At 61.8% G+C, this 20,728-nt stretch carries 18 protein-coding genes; 6 read left to right on the top strand and 12 right to left on the bottom strand.

Annotation, left to right across the window (positions count from 1 at the left end; all coding sequences use genetic code 11):
- Positions 1-16: 16 nt before the first annotated feature.
- Complete coding sequence (locus tag HX875_RS23785; RefSeq protein ID WP_177046207.1) at positions 17-457, bottom strand: DoxX family protein; 441 nt, start codon at positions 455-457, stop codon at positions 17-19.
- Between the two features lie 153 nt (positions 458-610).
- On the opposite strand from HX875_RS23785, the gene HX875_RS23790 reads away from it, so the two are divergent.
- Positions 611-1,528 (top strand): LysR family transcriptional regulator, encoded by a 918-nt coding sequence (locus tag HX875_RS23790; protein ID WP_177046209.1) that lies wholly within the window; start codon positions 611-613, stop codon positions 1,526-1,528.
- Between the two features lie 6 nt (positions 1,529-1,534).
- Here the strand turns inward: HX875_RS23790 and HX875_RS23795 are convergent, their stop codons facing one another.
- From HX875_RS23795 to HX875_RS23805, 3 genes are read right to left on the bottom strand one after another with little or no spacing between them, the layout of a single operon-like run.
- Positions 1,535-2,767: a CaiB/BaiF CoA transferase family protein gene (locus HX875_RS23795; RefSeq protein ID WP_177046211.1), complete on the bottom strand. Its 1,233-nt coding sequence runs from the start codon at positions 2,765-2,767 to the stop codon at positions 1,535-1,537.
- A gap of 26 nt (positions 2,768-2,793) precedes the next feature.
- Positions 2,794-4,323 (bottom strand): 3-hydroxyacyl-CoA dehydrogenase, encoded by a 1,530-nt coding sequence (locus HX875_RS23800; protein WP_177046213.1) that lies wholly within the window; start codon positions 4,321-4,323, stop codon positions 2,794-2,796.
- A gap of 2 nt (positions 4,324-4,325) precedes the next feature.
- On the bottom strand, positions 4,326-5,111 hold the full coding sequence (locus tag HX875_RS23805; protein ID WP_010175990.1) for an enoyl-CoA hydratase: 786 nt from the start codon (positions 5,109-5,111) through the stop codon (positions 4,326-4,328).
- A 263-nt stretch (positions 5,112-5,374) separates the two neighbouring features.
- On the opposite strand from HX875_RS23805, the gene HX875_RS23810 reads away from it, so the two are divergent.
- The 4 genes from HX875_RS23810 to HX875_RS23825 all read left to right on the top strand — a co-directional run bounded on the left by HX875_RS23810 (position 5,375) and on the right by HX875_RS23825 (position 10,061).
- Positions 5,375-6,232: an IclR family transcriptional regulator gene (locus tag HX875_RS23810; protein ID WP_177046215.1), complete on the top strand. Its 858-nt coding sequence runs from the start codon at positions 5,375-5,377 to the stop codon at positions 6,230-6,232.
- A 70-nt stretch (positions 6,233-6,302) separates the two neighbouring features.
- Positions 6,303-7,457: an acyl-CoA dehydrogenase family protein gene (locus HX875_RS23815; protein ID WP_177046217.1), complete on the top strand. Its 1,155-nt coding sequence runs from the start codon at positions 6,303-6,305 to the stop codon at positions 7,455-7,457.
- A gap of 233 nt (positions 7,458-7,690) precedes the next feature.
- Positions 7,691-8,965: an MFS transporter gene (locus HX875_RS23820; protein WP_177046219.1), complete on the top strand. Its 1,275-nt coding sequence runs from the start codon at positions 7,691-7,693 to the stop codon at positions 8,963-8,965.
- 169 nt (positions 8,966-9,134) lie between these two features.
- The gene (locus HX875_RS23825) at positions 9,135-10,061 is read left to right on the top strand and encodes a GGDEF domain-containing protein (RefSeq protein ID WP_177046221.1); all 927 of its coding nucleotides are present in this window, start codon (positions 9,135-9,137) and stop codon (positions 10,059-10,061) included.
- Positions 10,062-10,097: 36 nt separating this feature from the next.
- Here the strand turns inward: HX875_RS23825 and HX875_RS23830 are convergent, their stop codons facing one another.
- The 7 genes from HX875_RS23830 to HX875_RS23860 all read right to left on the bottom strand — a co-directional run bounded on the left by HX875_RS23830 (position 10,098) and on the right by HX875_RS23860 (position 17,970).
- Positions 10,098-10,859, bottom strand: a complete 762-nt coding sequence (locus tag HX875_RS23830; protein WP_218171005.1) for a TenA family transcriptional regulator — start codon at positions 10,857-10,859, stop codon at positions 10,098-10,100.
- Between the two features lie 79 nt (positions 10,860-10,938).
- Positions 10,939-13,401: an EAL domain-containing protein gene (locus HX875_RS23835; protein ID WP_177046225.1), complete on the bottom strand. Its 2,463-nt coding sequence runs from the start codon at positions 13,399-13,401 to the stop codon at positions 10,939-10,941.
- Between the two features lie 75 nt (positions 13,402-13,476).
- Complete coding sequence (locus HX875_RS23840; protein WP_177046227.1) at positions 13,477-15,297, bottom strand: ABC transporter ATP-binding protein; 1,821 nt, start codon at positions 15,295-15,297, stop codon at positions 13,477-13,479.
- Positions 15,290-15,925: a DsbA family protein gene (locus HX875_RS23845; protein WP_177046235.1), complete on the bottom strand. Its 636-nt coding sequence runs from the start codon at positions 15,923-15,925 to the stop codon at positions 15,290-15,292. Before HX875_RS23845 ends, HX875_RS23840 begins: the two co-directional genes overlap by 8 nt.
- Positions 15,926-15,928: 3 nt before the next feature.
- Positions 15,929-16,873 carry an oxygen-dependent tRNA uridine(34) hydroxylase TrhO gene (gene trhO, locus HX875_RS23850; RefSeq protein WP_010176008.1) on the bottom strand — a complete coding sequence of 315 codons (945 nt, stop codon included), beginning with the start codon at positions 16,871-16,873 and terminating at the stop codon, positions 15,929-15,931.
- A 278-nt stretch (positions 16,874-17,151) separates the two neighbouring features.
- Positions 17,152-17,445 (bottom strand): BolA family protein, encoded by a 294-nt coding sequence (locus HX875_RS23855; protein WP_003216739.1) that lies wholly within the window; start codon positions 17,443-17,445, stop codon positions 17,152-17,154.
- A 6-nt stretch (positions 17,446-17,451) separates the two neighbouring features.
- Complete coding sequence (locus HX875_RS23860) at positions 17,452-17,970, bottom strand: DUF2059 domain-containing protein (protein WP_003216742.1); 519 nt, start codon at positions 17,968-17,970, stop codon at positions 17,452-17,454.
- Positions 17,971-18,163: 193 nt separating this feature from the next.
- On the opposite strand from HX875_RS23860, the gene HX875_RS23865 reads away from it, so the two are divergent.
- A complete protein-coding gene (locus HX875_RS23865) occupies positions 18,164-19,552 on the top strand; it encodes a class II fumarate hydratase (protein ID WP_177046237.1) in 1,389 nt (462 codons plus the stop codon).
- On the opposite strand, the gene HX875_RS23870 is transcribed toward HX875_RS23865, so the two are convergent.
- Complete coding sequence (locus tag HX875_RS23870; protein ID WP_177046239.1) at positions 19,546-20,505, bottom strand: DMT family transporter; 960 nt, start codon at positions 20,503-20,505, stop codon at positions 19,546-19,548. The two genes, HX875_RS23865 and HX875_RS23870, sit on opposite strands and share 7 nt — an antisense overlap.
- Positions 20,506-20,728 lie beyond the last annotated feature (223 nt).

A 20,728-nucleotide genomic window follows, 5' to 3' on the forward strand; every position in this document is an offset into this window, starting at 1 on the left:
ATTGCTCCGGGGTATATCAGCGGCGACGCGCGTCGAGGCTGAAGCGACCGGCACCAAAGGCAACCACTTGCAGCAGGCCACCGGCCATGGCGATGTTCTTGAAGAAGTGGATGAACTGGTTTTGATCCCCCAGCGCATGATGGAAAGCCAGCGCCGTGGCCACGCTGAACAGCGCCAGTACCGCAGCAACCACACGGGTGCGATAACCCGCAATCAGCGCCAGGCCACCACCGACTTCAACGATGACCGCCACCACCAATGCCAGCTGTGGAAATGGCAGCCCGACGGAGCTGATGTAGCCGATCATCATCGCGGGAGCGGCCAGCTTCGAAACGCCGGAGAGGATGAAAATCACGCTGAGCAGCACTCGGCCGATCAACGATACCGAGGCCTGGGTTGCGTCAGACTGGCTGCGTTCAACGTTGTCCGAATGAGCAATGTGTTGAGAAGTAGACATGGGGGTATTTCCTTCAATGGGAAACGGTTCGACATGAACCATTCTGTTGAGGAAATGTTGCGCCGGGTGAGCTAATCTGAATAGCCGGTTAATTTAGATCATTAGATTCGATAAAGTAGACAAGCCACCCAGCGCTTGCTTGAGGAACCCCACATGCCTTCCGAGCCCGGGACCCCCACACTGGAACAACTGCGCGTGTTCCTGACGGTGGTGGAAGTCGGCAGTTTTGCAGCGGCCGCGCGAAAACTTCACCGCGCCACCTCGGTGGTCAGTTACTCCATCGCCAATCTGGAAACACAGCTGGGCGTGTCGCTGTTTGACCGCCAGACCACCCGCAAACCCCAACTCACCGAGGCCGGGCGAACCGTGCTGGCCGAAGCCAGGACCATCACCAACGGCATTCACGGCTTGCGCGCCAAGGTCAAAGGCCTGCTGCAAGGGCTCGAAGCCGAGGTCCATGTGGTGCTGGATGTGATGCTGCCCGCCGAGCGGGTGGTGGACGCGCTCAAATCGTTTCGGGAGGAATTTCCTACGGTCTCACTTCACCTGCACATGGAGGCGCTGGGCGCCGTCACAGACCTGGTGATCAACCGTGAAGCGATCATCGGCGTGAGCGGGCCGATGAATGACGGCATCGACGGGATCGAAAGAATAGGCATCGGCAGTGTCGAGCTGATCCCGGTGGCCGCGCCGAATCATCCGCTGGCCTCTGGCGCCGCCAATGTGCCGGGCGCGGGGCGCGAACTCACGCAACTGGTGCTGTCGGATCGCTCGCGCCTGACCAAGGACAAGGACTTCGCCGTACTCAGTAACCGCACCTGGCGCCTGGCCGACCTGGGCGCCAAGCACATGCTGCTGCGCGAAGGGATTGGCTGGGGGAACATGCCGACCCCGATGGTGCAGGAAGACCTGGACAGCGGCCGGCTGGTGAAACTGAACATCCCGGAATACGAAAGCGGCAAATATATGTTCGACGTGATCTACCGCACGGACTTGCCACCGGGGCCTGCGGCGAGGTGGTTGATCGAACGGTTTGTTCAACAACGCTCAACGCAGGAACCGGCGGCTTGAAACGGCTCAGTCCAATTGCTCGATCACCCCGCCGGCCTTGAGCTGCCCCAACTGCTCTGCCGACAACCCCAGGCGCTCACCCAGCACTTCATCCGTATGCTGGCCCAGCATCGGCGCCGGCCTTACATACTCCACCGGCGTGCCCGACATCTTGATCGGGCTGCCGACCATCTCGAACTGCGGATTCTTGGGATGCGGGATCTTCACCATCAACCCACGGGCAATCACCTGCGGTTCTTCCAGGGATTGAGCGATGTTGTTGATCGCGCCCACCGGCACTTTCGAGGCATGAATGCTCGCCACCCACTCATCCGCCGTACGCCCCAGGAAGTGCGCCGACAACAACTCGACAATCTCTGCCCGATGCGCAACCCGGTCGGCATTGCGCCGAAAGCGCGGGTCCTGCGGCAAATGCGGCAAGCCGATGCTGTGGCACAGCGCAACAAACTGGCTGTCGTTGCCGCAGGCAATGATGAAGTCGCGGTCGGCGGCACGGAACACCTGGTACGGCACGATGTTGGCGTGGGCGTTGCCGTAACGCTGGGGCACCTTGCCCGACGCCAGGTAGTTCATGCTCTGGTTGGCCAGGGTTGCCACTTGCACGTCCAGCAACGCCATGTCGATGTGTTGGCCGACGCCGGTGCGTTCGCGGCTGAGCAAGGCGGCCTGGATGGCGACGGTGGAATACAGGCCGGTCATCAGGTCGGAGAATGCCACGCCGACTTTTTGCGGGCCGCCGCCGGGCAGGTCGTCGCGCTCGCCGGTGATGCTCATCAGGCCGCCGATGCCCTGGATGATGAAGTCGTAGCCAGGCTCTTCGGCACGCGGGCCGGTCTGGCCGAAGCCGGTGATGGAGCAATACACCAGCCGTGGATTGATCTCGGCCAGGGTCGCGTAATCCAGGCCGTAGCGCGCCAGGGAACCGGCCTTGTAGTTTTCGATCAGTACGTCGGAACTGGCCGCCAGCGCTCGCACCAGTTCCTGGCCTTCGCTGGTGGCGAGGTCGATGGCCACGGATAATTTTCCGCGGTTGGTGGACTGGTAATAAGACGCCTGCCCGGACGATTCGCCGGTATCAGTCTTCATCCACGGCGGGCCCCAGCCACGGGTGTCGTCACCGCTTTGCGGCCGTTCGATCTTGATCACTTCCGCGCCCAGGTCAGCCAACACCTGGCCACACCAGGGCCCGGCCAATACCCGGCTTAAATCCAGCACCCGCAAACCTGTCAATGCACCCATTATTCTTGTCCTGTGATGAATCGAAATCAGCCGACTGCCGGCTCTTCATGCCGCAGGGAAATCCCCAGCGCCGCACGCCGCCGCAGCCAGGGGCTTGGGCGATAACGCGGGTCGTGGGTGAGTTCGCTCATGCGCTGCAAAATCGTGAGGATGCGCCGTGGCCCAAGGGCGTCGCCCCAGGCTAGCGGGCCTTGTGGATAACCCAGGCCGAGCTGTACCGCCTGGTCGATGTCGTCGACGCTGGCGATGCGTTGCTGGGCAATGTCGCAGGCCAGGTTGACCACCATCGCCAAGGTACGCTGGGCGACAAAGCCGACGCTGTCGCTGATCACCGTCACGCCTACACCATCATTGGCGAGCAGCGCGTGGGCGGCGTCGCGGCTGGCGCTGGATGTCAGCGGGTTTTGCATCAGGGTGCGATGGCGCGACAGGTCGGTCAGCAGGTCGATGCACAGGGTGCGCGCCGGGTCGGTGTGGAAACGTTCGCTGGCCGACGTGGCGTCAAGGCCGTACGGCGCCAGGAGGCACAACGCTTCTGGCGAAGGCTGCGCCGCGCTTTCCAGGTGCGCGCCCAACTCGATCACCAGGGCGCTGAGGCGCTCGTAGTCGTCGGCATTTTCGGTGGCGATCCACACCGGCGGAAATGGCTTGATAGAAGGCACCGGTTGCGGCTGCGGGCCGTCGACCACCTGGCCATTTTCATAGCGGTAGAAGCCCTGCCCGCTCTTGCGCCCGAAGCGCCCGCCCACCAGCATCTGGCGGGTCAGCGGCGACGGCTTGTAGCGTGGGTCTTGATAGAACTGGTTGTAGATCGACTCCATCACCGGGTGGGAAACGTCGAGCCCGGTGAGGTCCAGCAGTTCCAGCGGGCCCATGCGGAAGCCGGCGCCTTCACGCAGGATGCGGTCGATATCGCCGCGCTCGGCAATGCCTTCATCGAGCATCTTCAAGGCTTCGGTGCCGTACGCACGGCCAGCGTGATTGACGATAAAACCCGGCGTGTCCTTGGCGCGCACACCGCGATGGCCGGTGCGGGCAACGAAGGCCAGCAGGTCATCGCCGACCTTCGGCGCAGTGGCCAGGCCGTCGATCACCTCGACCACACGCATCAACGGCACCGGGTTGAAGAAGTGCAGCCCGGCCACTCGCTCAGGGTGTTGGCAGCCGGTGGCAATGGCGGTGACCGACAGCGACGAGGTGTTGGTGGCGAGGATGCAGCCCGCACTGACCACTCCTTCAAGTTGCTGCAACAGGCCGCGCTTGGCGTCGAGGTTTTCGACGATGGCTTCCACCACCAGGTCGCAATCGTGCAGCGCCTCAAGGGTGGCGGCCACTTGCAGGTTTTCCAGTGTAGCGTCCACCGCCGCCTGGGTGATCTTGCCCTTGGCGGACAGCTTGAAAAGCGTGGTGCCGAGGTTGTCCCGGGCAGTCTGTGCCGCACCGTCGCGGGCATCGAACAAACGCACCAACACGCCAGCCTGGGCGGCAATCTGTGCAATCCCGGCGCCCATCACGCCGGTGCCTACCAGGCCCATGATCTTGATTGAATCCGTCATCGTCATTCTCCCAGGTAGTTCGCGGTGCGTTTTTCGAAGAACGCGGCGGCGCCCTCCTTCTGGTCTGCCGAATCGAACAGCAGTTGAAAGGCCTTGCGCTCCAACACCAGCGCGCTTTCCAGCGGCAGGTCGGCGCCGGCGAGCATCACTTCCTTGATCTGCTCCACCGCCAGCGGCGGCAAGGCGGCGATCTGTGCGGCCAGTTCCAGGGCGCGGGGGATGGTCTGGTCATCCGCCACCACTTCACTGAGCATGCCCATGGCCAGGGCTTCCGGCGCCTTGACCATGCAGCCGGTCAACGCGATGCGCATCGCCTGGAACTTGCCCACGGCGCGCACCAGGCGCTGGGTGCCACCGGCGCCCGGCATCAGGCCCAGCTTGACCTCCGGCTGGGCGAACCGCGCCGACTCACCGGCCACGATCAGGTCGCAATGCATGGCCAACTCACAACCGCCGCCCAGGGCAAAGCCATTCACCGCGGCGATCACCGGCTTCGGACAACGGCTGATGGCTTCCCACAAATATTCGGTATGGCGACGGTACATCTCGATCGGGCTGGCACTGGCGAACTCCTTGATGTCGGCACCGGCCACGAAGAACTGATCGCCACCGGTGAGCACGATGGCGCGCACATCACGGCGCTTGGCCAGGGCACGAAAATGCTCGGCCAGCTCTTCGCGGACCTGGGCGTTCAAGGCGTTTTTCACTTCGGGACGGTGGATGCGTACCACGGCGACGCCATTGTCCTGGACATCGAGGTGCACTACGGGTTGGTCGAGGCTGGCCACAAGTTCTCCTGCTGCAATGTTCTTGTTAGTTCGGATATCGGCTGTTTCGCTATGCGAAACAACATTCCGTATTTAGCGATAATCATAAGGACCGACCTATCGTGATGTAAACGTAAAAACCTGACCGCCCGGTAAATCGGGCTGCAACTCTTTGTTTAGACGGGTTTTATTAAACAAAAAGACAATCACCCGCGAAGTTGCTTAGTTTCGCTGTGCGGAATACAATTTTGTTTTGTTGATTTTCTAAAAAAAGGGGGACTAACATGCGCCGTCGAAACCTGGACCCGAACACACCCGAAACACCGGCCGGCAATAACGGGTTCGAGCACTTGCTGATCGACCCGATGAATGCCGACGAAGAGGAAGACAAGGACCGCCAGTTCGTCACCGCCCTGGCCCGAGGCCTGGAATTGCTGCGCTGCTTCACCCCCAGTGAAAGCGTGCTGGGTAACCAGGAGCTGGCGCGCAAGACCGGGCTGCCAAAGCCGACGATCACGCGGATGACCCACACGCTGACCCGCTTGGGCTATCTCAAGCACCTGCCGCAGTCGGGCCGGTATCAGCTGGATGTAGGGGTGATGGCGTTCGGTTACGCGATGCTGTCGAACCTGTCGGTGCGGGCCGTGGCCCATCCGCTGATGGAGACGATGGCCAAGTACGCCCAGGCCGCAGTGGCGATGGCCACGCGGGACCGCCTGGACATGGTGTACCTGGACGTGGTCCAGGGTGAAGCCAACATGACCATGCGCCGCCAGGTCGGTACACGGTTGCCGTTGCACTTGAGTTCCGCAGGCCGCGCCTGCCTGGCAGCGATGCCGGAAAACGAGCGGGAATTTATTCTCGACCATATCCGCCAGCGTCATCTGGAGGACTGGCCGGGCATCAGGAAGGGCCTGGAACGGGCCTTCCGGGATTACACCGACTTCGGCTATTGCATGTCGATCGGTGAGTGGCACCGCGATGTAAACGCCATCGCCGTACCGCTGCTGCATGCACAACATGGGCTGCTGACGTTCAACTGTGGCGGACCGAGTTTTCACCTTTCCCGGGAGAAACTCGAGGACGACATCGGGCCCCGTCTCAAGCACATGGTGAACAACATCGAGGCAGCCGCCCGCTAGACAGATCGGTGCAGGGCCTCGGCAGATTGACTTTCAACAGGCCTGCCGAACGGGCCGCTGAGGAATGCACATGATCAGAGACCCGGAAACGCTTCACCTGTTGCTGGAAACCCTGCAGCAGTTCGTCAACGAAGCGCTGATCCCACGGGAAAACGAACTGGCCGAGACCGATGACGTCCCGGCGGATATCGTCAGCCAGTTCCGCGAGTTGGGCCTGTTCGGCCTGACCCTGCCCGAAGCTTATGGCGGCCTCGGGCTGACCATGGAAGAAGAGGTCAACGTGGCCTTTGAACTGGGGCGCACCTCGCCGGCATTCCGCTCCTACTTCGGCACCAACAATGGCATCGGCTCCATCGGCATCCTGCTGGACGGCACCGAGGCGCAGAAGCAGCACTACCTGCCGAAGCTGGCCAGCGGCGAGCTGCTCAGCTCGTTCTGCCTGACCGAGCCAGACTCCGGCTCCGACGCCGCCTCACTGAAAACCACCGCCGTGCGCGATGGTGATCACTACGTCATCAACGGCACCAAGCGCTTTATTACCAACGCGCCCCACGCCGGGATCTACACGGTGATGGCCCGCACCAACCCGGACATCAAGGGCTCGGGCGGCATCAGTGCATTCATCGTTGAGCGCAACACACCGGGCCTGTCCCTGGGCAAGCGCGACCACAAGATGGGCCAGAAAGGCGCCCACACCTGCGACGTGATTTTCGACAACGTGCGCGTGCCGGCCGACCAGTTGATCGGCGGCGTCGAAGGCGTGGGCTTCAAGACGGCGATGAAGGTGCTCGACAAGGGCCGCCTGCACATTGCCGCCGTCAGCGTCGGGGCCGCCGAGCGCATGCTCAATGATGCCCTGCTGTACGCCCTGGAACGCAAGCAGTTCGGCCAGCCGATTGCCGAGTTCCAGCTGATCCAGGCGATGCTCGCCGACAGCAAGGCCGAGATCTACGCCGCCCGCTGCATGGTGGTGGACGCCGCGCGCAAGCGTGATGAAGGCCTGAACATCGGTACCGAAGCGTCCTGCTCGAAGATGTTCGCCACCGAGATGTGTGGCCGGGTGGCCGACCGTTGCGTGCAGATCCATGGCGGTGCCGGGTATGTGAGCGAGTACGCCATCGAGCGGTTTTATCGCGATGTGCGCTTGTTCCGGCTGTATGAAGGCACCACGCAGATCCAGCAACTGGTGATCGCCCGCAACATGATTCGCGAGGCCAAACACTAAACCCCACAAACAACACAAAACCACTGTAGGAGCTGGCTTCTTTGGGAGCCTGCCTGTGTGGGAGCCGGGCTTGCCCGCGATGCAGGCACCGCGGTGGGTCAGTCACACCGCGGTGATGCCATCGCAGGCAAGCCAGCTCCCACACAAGCCAGCTCCCACATTTTGACCGTGTTCCAACCGCATTACCGCAACACCCATAACTTGTGCCCTAACAACTACAACAAGGTATCGCTATGGAAGTCGCCGCTTCGGCGGGTGCGTTGTCGCCCGCGAAAAACAACCTGTGGATCATTGTGTTCATCTTCTGCTTCCTCGGCCTGCTGATCGATGGCGCAGACCTGATGCTGTTGTCCTACAGCCTCAGCAGCCTCAAGGCCGAGTTCGGCCTGACCAGCGTCGAAGCCGGCAGCCTGGGCAGTTTCACCCTGGCCGGGATGGCCATCGGCGGGATTTACGGCGGCTGGGCCTGTGACCGTTTTGGTCGGGTGAAAACCGTGGTCTGGAGCATCGTGCTGTTCTCCGCCGGCACCGCAGTGCTGGGCCTGACCCACAGCTATTGGCAGTTCGCGAGCACCCGCTTCTTCGCCTCCCTCGGGCTGGGCGCGCTGTATGTCGCGTGCAACACGCTGATGGCCGAATACGTGCCGACCCGCTACCGCACCACCGTGCTCGGCACCCTGCAGGCCGGTTGGTCGGTGGGCTATATCGTCGCCACCCTGCTCGCCGGCTGGATCCTGCCCAACCACGGCTGGCGCTGGTTGTTCTACGTAGCGATCATCCCGGTGATCCTCGCCGTGCTGATGCAGCGCCTGGTGCCGGAGCCGCAAGCCTGGATCAAGGCCCAGGCCGAGCGCGCCCGGGAAAAGGCCGAAGGCATCAAGCGCGTGTCGGCGAAGAAACCCGACGGCATGTTCAAGCTGATCTTCAGCGACCCGAAAGCCAGCCGCATGTTCATCCTCTGGGCACTCACCGCAGGCTTCCTGCAGTTCGGCTACTACGGGGTCAATAACTGGATGCCGTCGTACCTGGAGGGCGAATTGGGGATGAACTTCAAGTCGATGACCAGCTACATGGTCGGCACCTACGCGGCAATGATTTTCGGCAAGGTGCTCGCCGGGCTCGCGGCAGACCGCCTGGGCCGGCGCCTGGTGTTCGCGGTTGGCGCGCTGGGTACGGCGATTTTCCTGCCGGTGATCGTGCTGTTCCAGAGCCCGGACAACATCCTGTGGATGCTGATCGTGTTCGGCTTCCTGTACGGCATTCCCTACGGTGTGAACGCGACCTACATGACCGAAAGTTTCGAAGCGAAGTTTCGCGGTTCGGCGGTGGGTGGGGCCTACAACATTGGCCGGATTGGTGCCGCAGTGGCACCGGCTGCGATTGGCTTCCTCGCGTCCCACGGCTCGATCGGCGTAGGATTTCTGGTGATGGGCGGCGCGTATTTTATCTGCGGAGTGATCCCGGCGCTGTTTATCCGCGACAAGCAGTTTGACCCGCAAAAACAATAAGCCCAATGCCGGGGCCCGCTGCAACGCGGCCCCGGCTATAAGACGTGCGGCAGTTATACCCTCAAGCAAACCGGGCTAGACTGTACATCAGTCCTACGGAACTGAAGGAACAGTAAGACGCTCTCACCCAGCCTGTAAGACAGTTTTGTGCTTAGAGGCTCATACGCTTATGAAAACACCGACCCAGACCAACGCAATTGACTTCGACAGCGCCAAATTGCAACGCCTGGGCTTTGGTCAGCCTTCCCTTCTTACCCGCCGCCCCGCCACGGTTGCGCAACTTCGCCAGCAATTGGGCATGCAGTTGCAAACCAGCCTGGAGCCGGAACACATCCTTGCGTTGTTCTTCCGCGAGATCCAACGCCTGGTGCCCCTGGACGCCCTGCAATACCGTCACGACACCAGCGACCTGCGCCTGGAATACGGCCACCGCGGCCATCATTCGGTGAGCTATACCCTGAGCCATGAAGGCGAACACCTCGGCACCCTGGTGTTTCGGCGCAACCAACGCTTTATCGAAGACGAGCTGGGCCAGCTGGAGTCCCTGCTGTCCACCCTACTCTACCCGATGCGCAACGCCCTGCTTTACCGTGCGGCGACCCGCAGTGCCCTGCGCGACCCGTTGACCGAAACCGGCAACCGCATCGCCATGGACCAGACCCTGCAACGGGAAATCGACATGGCTCGCCGGCACCTGCAGCCGCTGTCCCTGTTGATGCTGGACATCGACCACTTCAAGCACATCAACGACACTCACGGCCACGCCACGGGCGACAAGGTGCTCAAGGCGGTGGCCGCCTCGATCAAGAACCAGCTGCGCAATGTGGACATGGTGTTTCGGTTTGGCGGGGAAGAGTTTCTGATCCTGCTGTCCAACACCGGCCGGGATGCGGCGTCGATGGTCGGTGAGCGCCTGCGCCAGGCGGCACAGGCCCAGGATTATTGGGCGGATGAGGAACGTATCGAATTGACGGTGAGCCTGGGTTGCTCGACCTTGCTGGCGGGAGAGTCCGCCGAGAGCCTGTTGCGCCGGGCGGACAATGCCTTGTATGTGGCCAAGCGCGAAGGCCGCAATCGCCTGGCAATGGCGGGGTAACCGCTTCACTTCACAGCGGCCCCGCCATCACGCTGTTTACGCCTCGCTGGCAACCAGTTCCGGTTGTTTGCGGGTGGTGGTCGCCGACTTTTCCAACTGCATGCAGCGTTCCAGGAACAGGTACATGTAGTCGTAGCTCTTGCACACCGCCTGACGCAGCTCTACCTGCAGCTCCTTGGTCGGGTTCATGCCAGCCAGGGTGCAGATGATTTCCAGCGCTTCCCACGGATGGGCATCATCGTACTGGGCATGCATCTTCAGCCACTTCATGGCGCGCTTGCGGTCTTCCTCAGGGAAAGCCGCGGCATACACGCCAGTGGAACACACCACCGCAGACCACTCCCCAGTGGCCCCCTCGATGGCGTAGTTGGTGGCGGCAATCGCGACGATCAGCGAATCGGCCGAGCTGGTGTGCCAGCACCAATGGCTCAGTGCATGCAGCTCCGGCGGCACTTCCTGGGCCTGCAACTCTTCCAGGCTCACGCCATGGGCCCGGGCCCAATGTACCCAATAGTCGGCGTGGTTGAGTTCCACGCGAATATTGCGCATCAGCCAGCGGCGCGCCATGTCCTCCCCAGGATGGCGGGCAAATTTGGTCTTGGTGAGGTTCTGTGCCATGTACAACGCAAACTGTTCCACCACCGGCCAACCACCAATCAGGTAGTGGCGCATGGTCTTGGCGCTGAGCTTGTTATCGCGCATGCGCTGGTACAGTTCGTGTTCGACAACGCGGCGCTTGCTCTCGCTACAGGCCTGGATCAACTGTTGCGCCCAGGCGGGGTAACTCGAGGCTTCCATAAGCGGGCCGGTTCTGTTGAATGTGTCGATCACTGTCGGGCTCCTTTTGATGTGTGATATGTACAGACCAGCAAATGTTTCATCGGAACGTGCCAGGCGCCTTGAATAACAGAGGCTGCGGTCGCACAGGTCGACACTGCAAACTATCAAAGGTAAACAACTGCGGACGCTCGATCAGGTATCCCTGAGCGTAGTCGACCCCGATCTCAAGCAAGGCTTGTTCGATCTGGGGTGTCTCGACAAATTCGGCAATTGTGCGCTTACCCATGACATGACCGATGTGATTGATCACTTCGACCATAGCGCGGTTAATCGGGTCGTCCAGCATATCCTTTACGAAACTTCCATCGATCTTCAAGAAGTCTACAGGTAAATGTTTAAGATATGCGAACGAGGACATCCCGGCGCAGAAGTCATCCAGGGAGAAATAGCACCCTAACTCTTTGAGCTCGTTGATAAAACGAATTGCACTGCCCAAATTCGCGATAGCGCTGGTTTCTGTAATTTCAAAACAAATCATTTCTGGCGGGATGCCATAGGCGCTGAATTGCTCACGCAAAAACCCGAGAAAGTCTTCATCGCCGATGGTAATGCCTGACAGATTGATCGCACACATGGCCATGGGCCGGCCCGGGCGCTCACGCATGCAGCCCGCGATGATCTTGAACACGTTCTCCACCACCCAGCGGTCCAGGGAGGTCATCAACCCGTAACGTTCGGCCGCCGGAATAAAGCTGTTCGGCAGGATGATCCGCCCCGCCTCGTCATGCAGGCGCAGCAGGATTTCGATGTGCCCATCGCCATGTTCGGTGTGCCCCAGGGGCGCGATTTCCTGGGCATACAGGCAAAAACGGTTCTCTTCCAGGGCCATGTGCAGGCGCTGCACCCAGGCCATCTCGCCAAAGCGCAGGGACAATTCCGAGTCATCGGCGTGATACACCTGCACGCGGTTGCGGCCCTTTTCCTTGGCCATGTAGCACGCCATGTCGGCGGCCCGCAACGAGGTCTCGAGGGTGGTCGGCGCCTGGGTGATGTGCACCAGGCCGATACTCACGGTGGTGACAAACGGCCGGCCCTTCCACACAAAATGCAGGCTCTGCACGGTATGGCGCAGGCTTTCAGCGATCTTTTCCGCCACCGGCGCCGGGCAGTTCTCCAGCAGGATGCCGAACTCGTCGCCGCCCAGCCGGGCCAGGGTGTCGCCTTCCCGCAGGTCGGACTGCAACAGCGCGCAGATATGCCGCAACAGCTCATCCCCCGCAGCATGCCCGCAGGTGTCGTTGACCAGTTTGAACTGGTCCAGGTCGAGGAACATCAAGGCGTGGCGCCCGGTTTGCTGGCGCCCGACGTTATGCAGCACCTGTTCCAGGCGGAACTCAAACTCACGGCGGTTGGCAAGGCCAGTCAAGGCGTCGTGGGTCGCCTGCCAGGACAGGTTGGCGATGTACTGGCGCTCCTGGGTCATGTCGTGCAGCACCAGCACCGCGCCGACGACTTTGCCGGCACTGCGGATTGGCGCGCCCACCAGGGTGACCGATACGGTGGTGCCATCCAGGCGCTGGATCAGCTTTGAATGCTCGCTGCCCCCACCGAGCTGGCCGCCCAGGATGCGTTCGATCAGGGTAAAGCCGTCGGCCTGGGCGTTTTCGTCCAGCAGGTTGAACAGCGCCGCCAGAGGCAGCCCCTGGGCCTGGGCGGCTTTCCAATGAGTCAGGGCTTCGGCGGCCGGGTTCATATAAGCAATGGCACCGTCGACGTCGGTGGTGATCACCCCGTCGCCAATCGACTCCAGGGTGATCTGCGCCCGCTCCTTCTCCAGTTGCAGGGCATCGGCGAACGCATGCCGCTGGGCCAGCAGCTTGTGGGTGCGCAACAGCGCCAGCACGATCAAGCCCAGCGCCGTGGTCAGGTTGGTCACCAGCAGCAGGCGCAGAATCACCCGCGAGCCTTCGCCCAAGGCATCGCTGAAGGCTTTTGCGGCCGGGGTCACGCCATCGTTGATGGCGAAGATCCGTTCCTTCCAGCGGTGCACGTCGCCGCTGCTGACCTGATTGACCAGGATCGCCCGGTGCATCTCCTGGGCCAGGTCGTCCAGCTGCACCAGATAGCCATCGCCCACCGTCCACAGCTCGATGGCTTTTTCCAGGTAACTGAAATGGCGAAAGTTGAGGTACAGCCAGATCAGGCTGGAAACGTCGTCACGGTGGTTGCCGCCCTTGAGGATGCCCAGGCGTGCGGCGGTCAGGTCCGGGGTCGGGCGGTCGAGGGCCACCCGCAGCTCATGCCCGCCCTGGGGCACGGCAATCGCGTTCTGGTATTTAAGGAAGGTGGCTTCGTCGCGGTTGTCGGCGTACAGCGTCAGGTAGAAGATCGCGTCTTTCTGGCCCTTGGACCACAGGCTCTCGCCCGCCACGTAGCCGCGCACCGCCGAGAGCACGTAGAGACTGACGCAGCCTAACAATGCCTGGAACAGTACAACGGCGATAAAAGGCCACACGATGCCCAATAACCGAGGGGTTCCGAGAGTCTGCTTTTGCTTCATGAGGTCCCTTGCACATGCACAACTAAAATACGCACGCGAGTGAAAACCGCTCCTGATAGCTCAGCGTAGGCTAAATCACCGCACTTGTTGCAAGTGTCCGTAAAGTTTGGCGTACAGGCCACCGTCGGCAATCAACTGCTGATGGTCGCCATCTTCGGCAATATGCCCGCCATCAAACACCAGTACCCGATCCGCCTGTTTCACCGCCGACAGCCTGTGGGCGATGATCAAGGTGGTCCGGCCACTGAGAAACCGCGCCAGCGCCTGATGCAGGTTGTATTCGGTCGCCGCATCCAGGGCCGAGGTGGCTTCGTCGAGTATGACCACTTTCGGCTCCGCCAGTACCATCCGCGCAATGGCCAGGCGCTGGCGCTGCCCACCGGAAAAACGCACGCCGGAGCGCCCGACCACACTGTCCAGGCCCAGCGGCAGTGCCTTGACGGTCGCATCCAGCTGGGCAATTTCCAGCGCCTGCCAGCACGCCTGGTCACTGCGTTCGCGGCCCATGGTCAGGTTGGCGCGCACCGTATCGTTGAACAGCGCCGGGTGTTGCAGCACCACGGAGACATTCTCGCGAATCGTCTCCAGGCCGATTTCCTGCTGGGTCAAACCACCGAAACGGATACTGCCGGCCTGGGGCGTATACAGCCCCAGCAACAGTTGCACCAGGGTACTTTTGCCGCCGCCGCTGGCGCCGACAATCGCGACTTTTTCACCCGGGGCAATGTTCAGGTTCAGTTGGTCGAGCACCAACTCTTCGCCATAACCGAAGTTCAGGCCGCGCACCTCGATGCCGACGGTCTCACGCCCGGTAAACGGATCGGCACCGCCGGCGTATTGCGGTTCGTCGGCGCGGGCCAGCAGTTCGTTGATCCGCGTCAGCGCCCCGCCCGCCGCGTAGTAGGCGTATTGCAGGTTCAGCAGTTGCTCCACCGGGCTGATCATGAACCACAGGTAACTGAACACCGCGAGCATCTGGCCGATGGACAGGTCGGAAAACAGCACCGTGAGCATCGCCGCCGCACGGAAGATGTCGATGCCGAACTGGAACAGCAAGCCACTGGCGCGGCTGGAGGCGTCGCTTTTCCACTGGGAATTGACCGCAAAGTCCCGCACTTCCTGGGCGCGCTGGCCCAGGCGCCCGAGGAAAAAGCCCTGGCGGTTGCCGGCGCGCACTTCCTGGATCGCATCGAGGGTTTCGGTGAGGGCCTGGGTAAACCGCGAGGTGCTGTCGTTTTCCAGTTTCTTCAGGTGCTTGACCCGCTTGCCCAACTGCACCGTGAAGTAAATCACCAGCGGGTTGAACAGCAGGATCAACAGCGCCAGCTTCCAGTGCATCCACATCAGGATGCCGGAGGTGCCCACCAGGGTCAGCATCGCCACCAGGAAACGGCTGAGGGTCTCGCCGACGAATTTGTCTACCGTGTCCAGGTCGGTGACCAGATGCGTGGTCACCGTGCCGCTGCCCAGGCTTTCATATTCACTGAGGGAAATACGCTTGAGGCGCTCGATCAGCCGCACCCGAATCCGATAGACGATGTCCTTGGCCAGCCGCGCAAACAACCGCGCCTGCAACACGTTGAACACCAGGGCACCGCAACGCAGGAGCAAGGTCACCAGCAGCATCAGGCCGATATAACCGGCAGCCTTCTGCCAACCCAGGGGCAGCGCGTGGTTCATGACTTTCAGCGCCGCGTCGCCATGGCCCAGCAGCACTTCGTCCACCAGCAACGGCAACAGCAACGGAATCGGCACGCTGCACAGGGTCGCCAGCACGGCAACGCCGTTGGCGATCCACAGGGATTTCTTGTGACGCAGGGCCAGGCGGCGGACTTCCGCCCAGGTCAGCCGGTCGACGCGCTTGGGTTGTTCAACGGGATCGGGCTGATCATGCACAGGCAGCTCGCTCCAGCCAGCGACTCAACAGCGGCGCCAATTCGGACAGCGGCTGATAGCCGTTGGTGAGTAACGCCAGTTGCCCGTTGCGCTCGGCCAGCAAGGTCGGAAAGCCGGCGATGCCCAGATCCTGGACCCAGGTGAAATCCGCCGCGGTGGCCGCATGCTGATCGGCCCGGTCGAAGGCTTCGGCGAACTCGATACGCGGCACGCCGGCCGTCTCGGCCAACTCCACCAGCACATCGGCGCGGGTCACGTCGCGACCCTCGACGTAAAATGCGTGCTGGATCAGGCCCAGCAGTTTCCACGCGCAATCCGGCGCCAGGCTGCGGGCGGTGACCACGGCACGGCAAGCCGGCTCGGTGTCGTAGACAAACCCTTCAGGCAACGCACCTTCGACCTTGAACGGCTGGCCGGTGGCGTCGGTGACGGCCTGCCAATGCTCGAGAATGTAGCGCCGGGTGGTCGGCTCCAGCGCCGCACCACTGCCGGTGCGCAAACCGCCCACCACCAGGTGCAGTTCCACGCCTGCAGCCTGGGCCTGCTCAACCAGCGCCTTGGCCACCGGGGCAAAACCCCAGCACCAGGAGCACATCGGATCCATTACATAGAGCAGGCGCGCGGACATGGCTCAGGCCTCGGAGGATGGAGATTGCTTGTAGTTGTAGCCAATCGGGTGCGGCATATTGCGGGCCTTGGCCAGTTCAATCTGCTTCTGGCGGTCGATCGCGCTGCGACGGGTCTTCTCTGAAAGCTTATCCCAGCAATGCGGGCAACTGATGCCAGCCACATAGTGTTCGGATGCACGGTCTTCTACGCTGACCGGTGTGCGGCAGGCATGACATTGATCGTAGTCGCCTTCGCTCAGGTCGTGGCGCACGGTGACGCGATTGTCGAACACAAAGCAGTCGCCTTGCCACTTGGTTTCTTCCTGCGGCACCTCTTCGAGGTACTTCAGGATGCCGCCCTTGAGGTGATACACCTCGTCGAAACCCTCGCTGAGCATATAGCTCGAAGCTTTTTCGCAACGAATGCCGCCGGTGCAGAACATGGCGACTTTCTTGTGTTTGGCCGGGTCGAAGTTGGCTTTGATGTAGTCGGGAAATTCGCGGAAGCTGGTGGTCTTCGGGTCGATCGCGCCTTCAAAGGTGCCGATGGACACTTCGTAGTCGTTGCGGGTATCGATCAGCAGCACTTCAGGGTCGCTGATCAGCGCATTCCAGTCCTGCGGGTTAACGTAGGTGCCGACTTTCTTGTTGGGGTCGACGCCTTCGACGCCCAGGGTCACGATCTCTTTCTTGAGCTTGACCTTGGTGCGGTAAAACGGCTGCTCATCGCAGTACGACTCTTTGTGGTCGATGTCGTCCATGCGCGGGTCGTTCTTGAGCCAGGCCATTAGGCCATCAATGCCTTCGCGGCTGCCGGAAACGGTGCCGTTGATGCCTTCTTCGGCGATCAGCAAGGTGCCTTTGATGCCGTTGTCGACCATCGCCTGCAGCAGTGGCTCGCGCAGGGCGACGTAATCTTCGAGGGTGACGAACTTATACAGTGCCGCCACGACAATCGGTTGAGTCATGGGTGTTCTCTCCAGGTGGCTACCCTCGTAAAGGGTGAACCGGATGCAAAAAAAACGCGCCGACTGTGCGGCGCGTTGCGGATTCTAACAAAAATGGCGACGATTATGGACCGCCTCTTTTTTACTGTGGCGAGGGAGCTTGCTCCCGCTGGGCTGCGAAGCGGCCCCAACAAGGCAGTTGCAACCTTTCAGAAAGATCGCGGTGATTGGCGCAAGGGCTGCTGCGCAGCCCGGCGGGAGCAAGCTCCCTCACCACATCAAGCCAATGTGCCACAGTGTCAGTGACCGCCGGCGCAGGTCGGCGAGGCCGGGGCTGCGTCGATTTTCGCCCATTCTTCGGGCGTGTAGGTATGCAGCGCCAACGCATGGAATTCGCTCATCAGGTCACCCAGGGTGGCGTAGACCTTCTGGTGGCGCTTGACGCGATTGAGCCCCTCGAACTGCTGGCTGACCAGCACGGCCTTGAAGTGGGTCTGCAACCCACGGCTGTGCATATGGCTTTCATCCAGCACGCTCAAGTGTTCCGGGCTCAGGGCGACGAGTGCCGATTCGATACGCTGTTGCATGGTCATTCCTGTTTACTTCTTCTTGGCCGGGGCTGGGGCTTTTGGCGTCAGCTCGTTGGTCATGTCTTCCAGCAGCTTGTTCACCACAGGTACCGCGCTTTCCAGCTTGGCCTGGGTCATCTGGGCCGATTGCTGGGTCAGCTGAGGCATTTTCTCCAGGACTTTCTTGCCCAGTGGCGACTGGTAGAACGCAACCAGGTCCTTGAGCTCGGATTCGCTGAAGTTGTCGGTGTAGAGCTTGATCATGTCCGGCTTGAGCTTGTTCCAGCCGATGGCCTGGTCCAGGGCGGTGTTGGCCTTGGCCTGGTAGGTGTCCAGGACGGTTTGCTTGGAAGCCGGCGCCTTGGTCTGTTCGAAACGCTGGGCGAACATTTGCTGCACTTGCATGTACACCGGGGTACCCAGCTTGTCGGCATGGGCCAGGGTAAGGAAGGCTTCGGCACTGGCGTTGTGGCTGGCGGTATCGGCAAAAACCTGGCCGCTGGCACATACCAGAGCAACCGCGGTACAGATGGCACGAAGACGAGTCATCGAGTTTCCTTTTCTAGCAGGCGAGGTAAGACCCCAAGGGCGCCCATTCTGCGCCTAAAAAACGCCGCGGCTCAACCCCACGCCTTATGGGGCCTGGTTTTGCGGGGCTTAATCCGATGAAAAGTCTTTTAAGGGAACCCCCAGGGACGATCAAGGCCTAAACTGCGCAAACGAACCTGAAGGAGTGTGCCCGATGAGCCGTATCGAAACCGACAGCCTGGGAGAAGTGCAAGTCCCGGATGACGCTTACTGGGGTGCGCAGACCCAACGCTCGCTGGTGAACTTCGCCATCGGCGACCAACGCATGCCCCTGGCCGTGTTGCACGCCCTGGCCCTGATCAAGAAGGCCGCGGCCCGGGTCAACGACCGCAATGGTGACCTCCCCGCCGACATCGCCCGGCTGATCGAACAAGCCGCCGATGAAGTGCTCGCAGGCCAGCACGACGACCAGTTCCCGCTGGTTGTGTGGCAGACCGGCAGCGGCACCCAGAGCAACATGAACGCCAACGAAGTGATCGCCGGCCGCGCCAACGAGCTGTCGGGCAAGCCCCGTGGCGGCAAGAGCCCGGTGCACCCCAACGATCACGTAAACCGCTCCCAAAGCTCCAACGACTGCTTCCCCACGGCCATGAGCATCGCCGCCGTGCAGGCCGTCACCGAGAAGCTGTTGCCGGCGATCCGCGAACTGTCCGGCGGCCTGGCGGAACTGTCGGCGCGGCACATGAAGCTGGTGAAAACCGGCCGCACCCACATGATGGACGCCACGCCCATCACCTTCGGCCAGGAAGTGTCGGCCTTTATAGCGCAACTGGATTACGCCGAACGCGCCATCCGCAGCGCCCTGCCCGCCGTGTGTGAACTGGCCCAGGGCGGCACCGCGGTGGGCACCGGGCTCAATTCACCCCACGGTTTTGGCGAGGCGATCGCCTCGGAGCTGGCGGCGCTGTCGGGCCTGCCGTTTGTCACCGCACCGAACAAATTCGCCGCGCTGTCCGGCCATGAGCCGCTGACCACCCTGCACGGCGCGCTGAAAACCCTCGCCGTGGCCCTGATGAAAATCGCCAACGACCTGCGCCTGCTGGGCTCCGGGCCGCGTGCCGGGCTGGCGGAAGTCAAGCTGCCGGCAAATGAACCCGGCAGTTCGATCATGCCCGGCAAGGTCAACCCGACCCAGTGCGAAGCGCTGTCGATGCTGGCCTGCCAGGTGCTGGGCAACGACGTAACCATCGGCTTCGCGGCGAGCCAGGGGCATTTGCAGTTGAACGTGTACAAGCCGGTGATCATCCACAACCTGCTGGAGTCGATTCGCCTGCTGGCCGATGGTTGCAGCAACTTCCAGGAGCACTGCATCGCCGGGCTGGAACCGGACGCCGAGCAAATGGCTGCGCACCTTGAGCGCGGCCTGATGCTGGTGACCGCGCTGAACCCGCACATCGGCTACGACAAGTCGGCCGAGATTGCGAAGAAAGCCTATGCCGAAGGGCTGACCCTACGGGAAGCGGCGCTCAAGCTGGGTTACCTCACCGATGAAGAGTTCGACCAGTGGGTGCGTCCGGAAAACATGCTGGAAGCCGGTCATTGAGACGCTAACCGTGCACGCCGGGCCCTGAGCCCGGCGAACAACGACGGCGCCAGCGCCACCGTCGCAGACCCCAACACCACCAACACGGCGCCGCCGTAGCCGAGGGCGTTGATGTCTTCGGTGTGCACGTAGTCGGGCCACATCCACGCCGCCACGGCGACCGCGACGAAGGTCACCAGTGGCGTCAACGCCAGGGTGGCGCTGACCCGCGAGGCTTCCCAGTGGGCCAGGGCTTCGGCGAATGCGCCGTAGGCAACCAGGGTGTTGAAGCAGCAGGCGACCAACAGCCAGCCTTGTACCGGGCTCAGTTGCAGCGCTTCCATCGGGTGCGCCCAGGGTGTCAGCAAGAGCGCGCAGGACAGGTAGATCACCATCATCACCTGCACCGAATTCCACACAGTCAGCAACTGCTTCTGCCCCAGGGCGTAGAAAGTCCAGACCGTGGTGGCGAGCAGGATCGTCAGTACGCCGGCGGTGTAGGCGCCCAGGGAGGTCAGCAGTTCGGTCAGGCGCTGGTTGAAGAACAGGCCGAAACCGGTGATCAATATGAGCAGGCCCACGCCCTGGCCGAGGCTGAATCGTTCCTTGAACACGAAGACGCTGGCGATCATCAGGAAGATCGGGCCCACCTGCACCACCAGTTGCGCGGTGCCAGGGCTCAGCAGCTTCAGGCCCACCAGGTAGAGCACGTAGTTGCCCATCAGGCCGCACACGGCGATTGCCACCAGCCAGCCGCCTTTGGGGCCGAGAGCGCGCCAATTGGGCAAACGCCGGACCGCGGTGAGGTAGACGAACAGGCAACTGCCGGAGACCACCAGGCGAAACCAGGTGACGGTGACCGGGTCCATCACCTGCAATACCTGTTTGAGTTTGATCGGCAGAATGCCCCAGAGCAGCGCGGTCAGCAGGGCCAGGGATAAACCGTAGACCCAGCGGCCGGAAGAGATGTGCATGAGTGCCCCAAATGCCAGAGGTGGAGGAGCTGCATTCTAGGGGGATGCCGGGGGTGGGTGTATATCCGTTTTTTCGGGTGTTGCTGAAATGGGTTCCGCCCTTACGGCGGCTCACTTTTGAACAGCGCAAAAGTAAGCAAAAACGCTCTTGCCCCACCACTCGGCACCTCGCTAAGGCTCGGTGTGCCCGAACGCAGGCAGCGTGGTTTAACGGGGCGCCTAA

Source organism: Pseudomonas yamanorum (assembly GCF_013386765.1).
Lineage (GTDB): Bacteria > Pseudomonadota > Gammaproteobacteria > Pseudomonadales > Pseudomonadaceae > Aquipseudomonas > Aquipseudomonas yamanorum_A.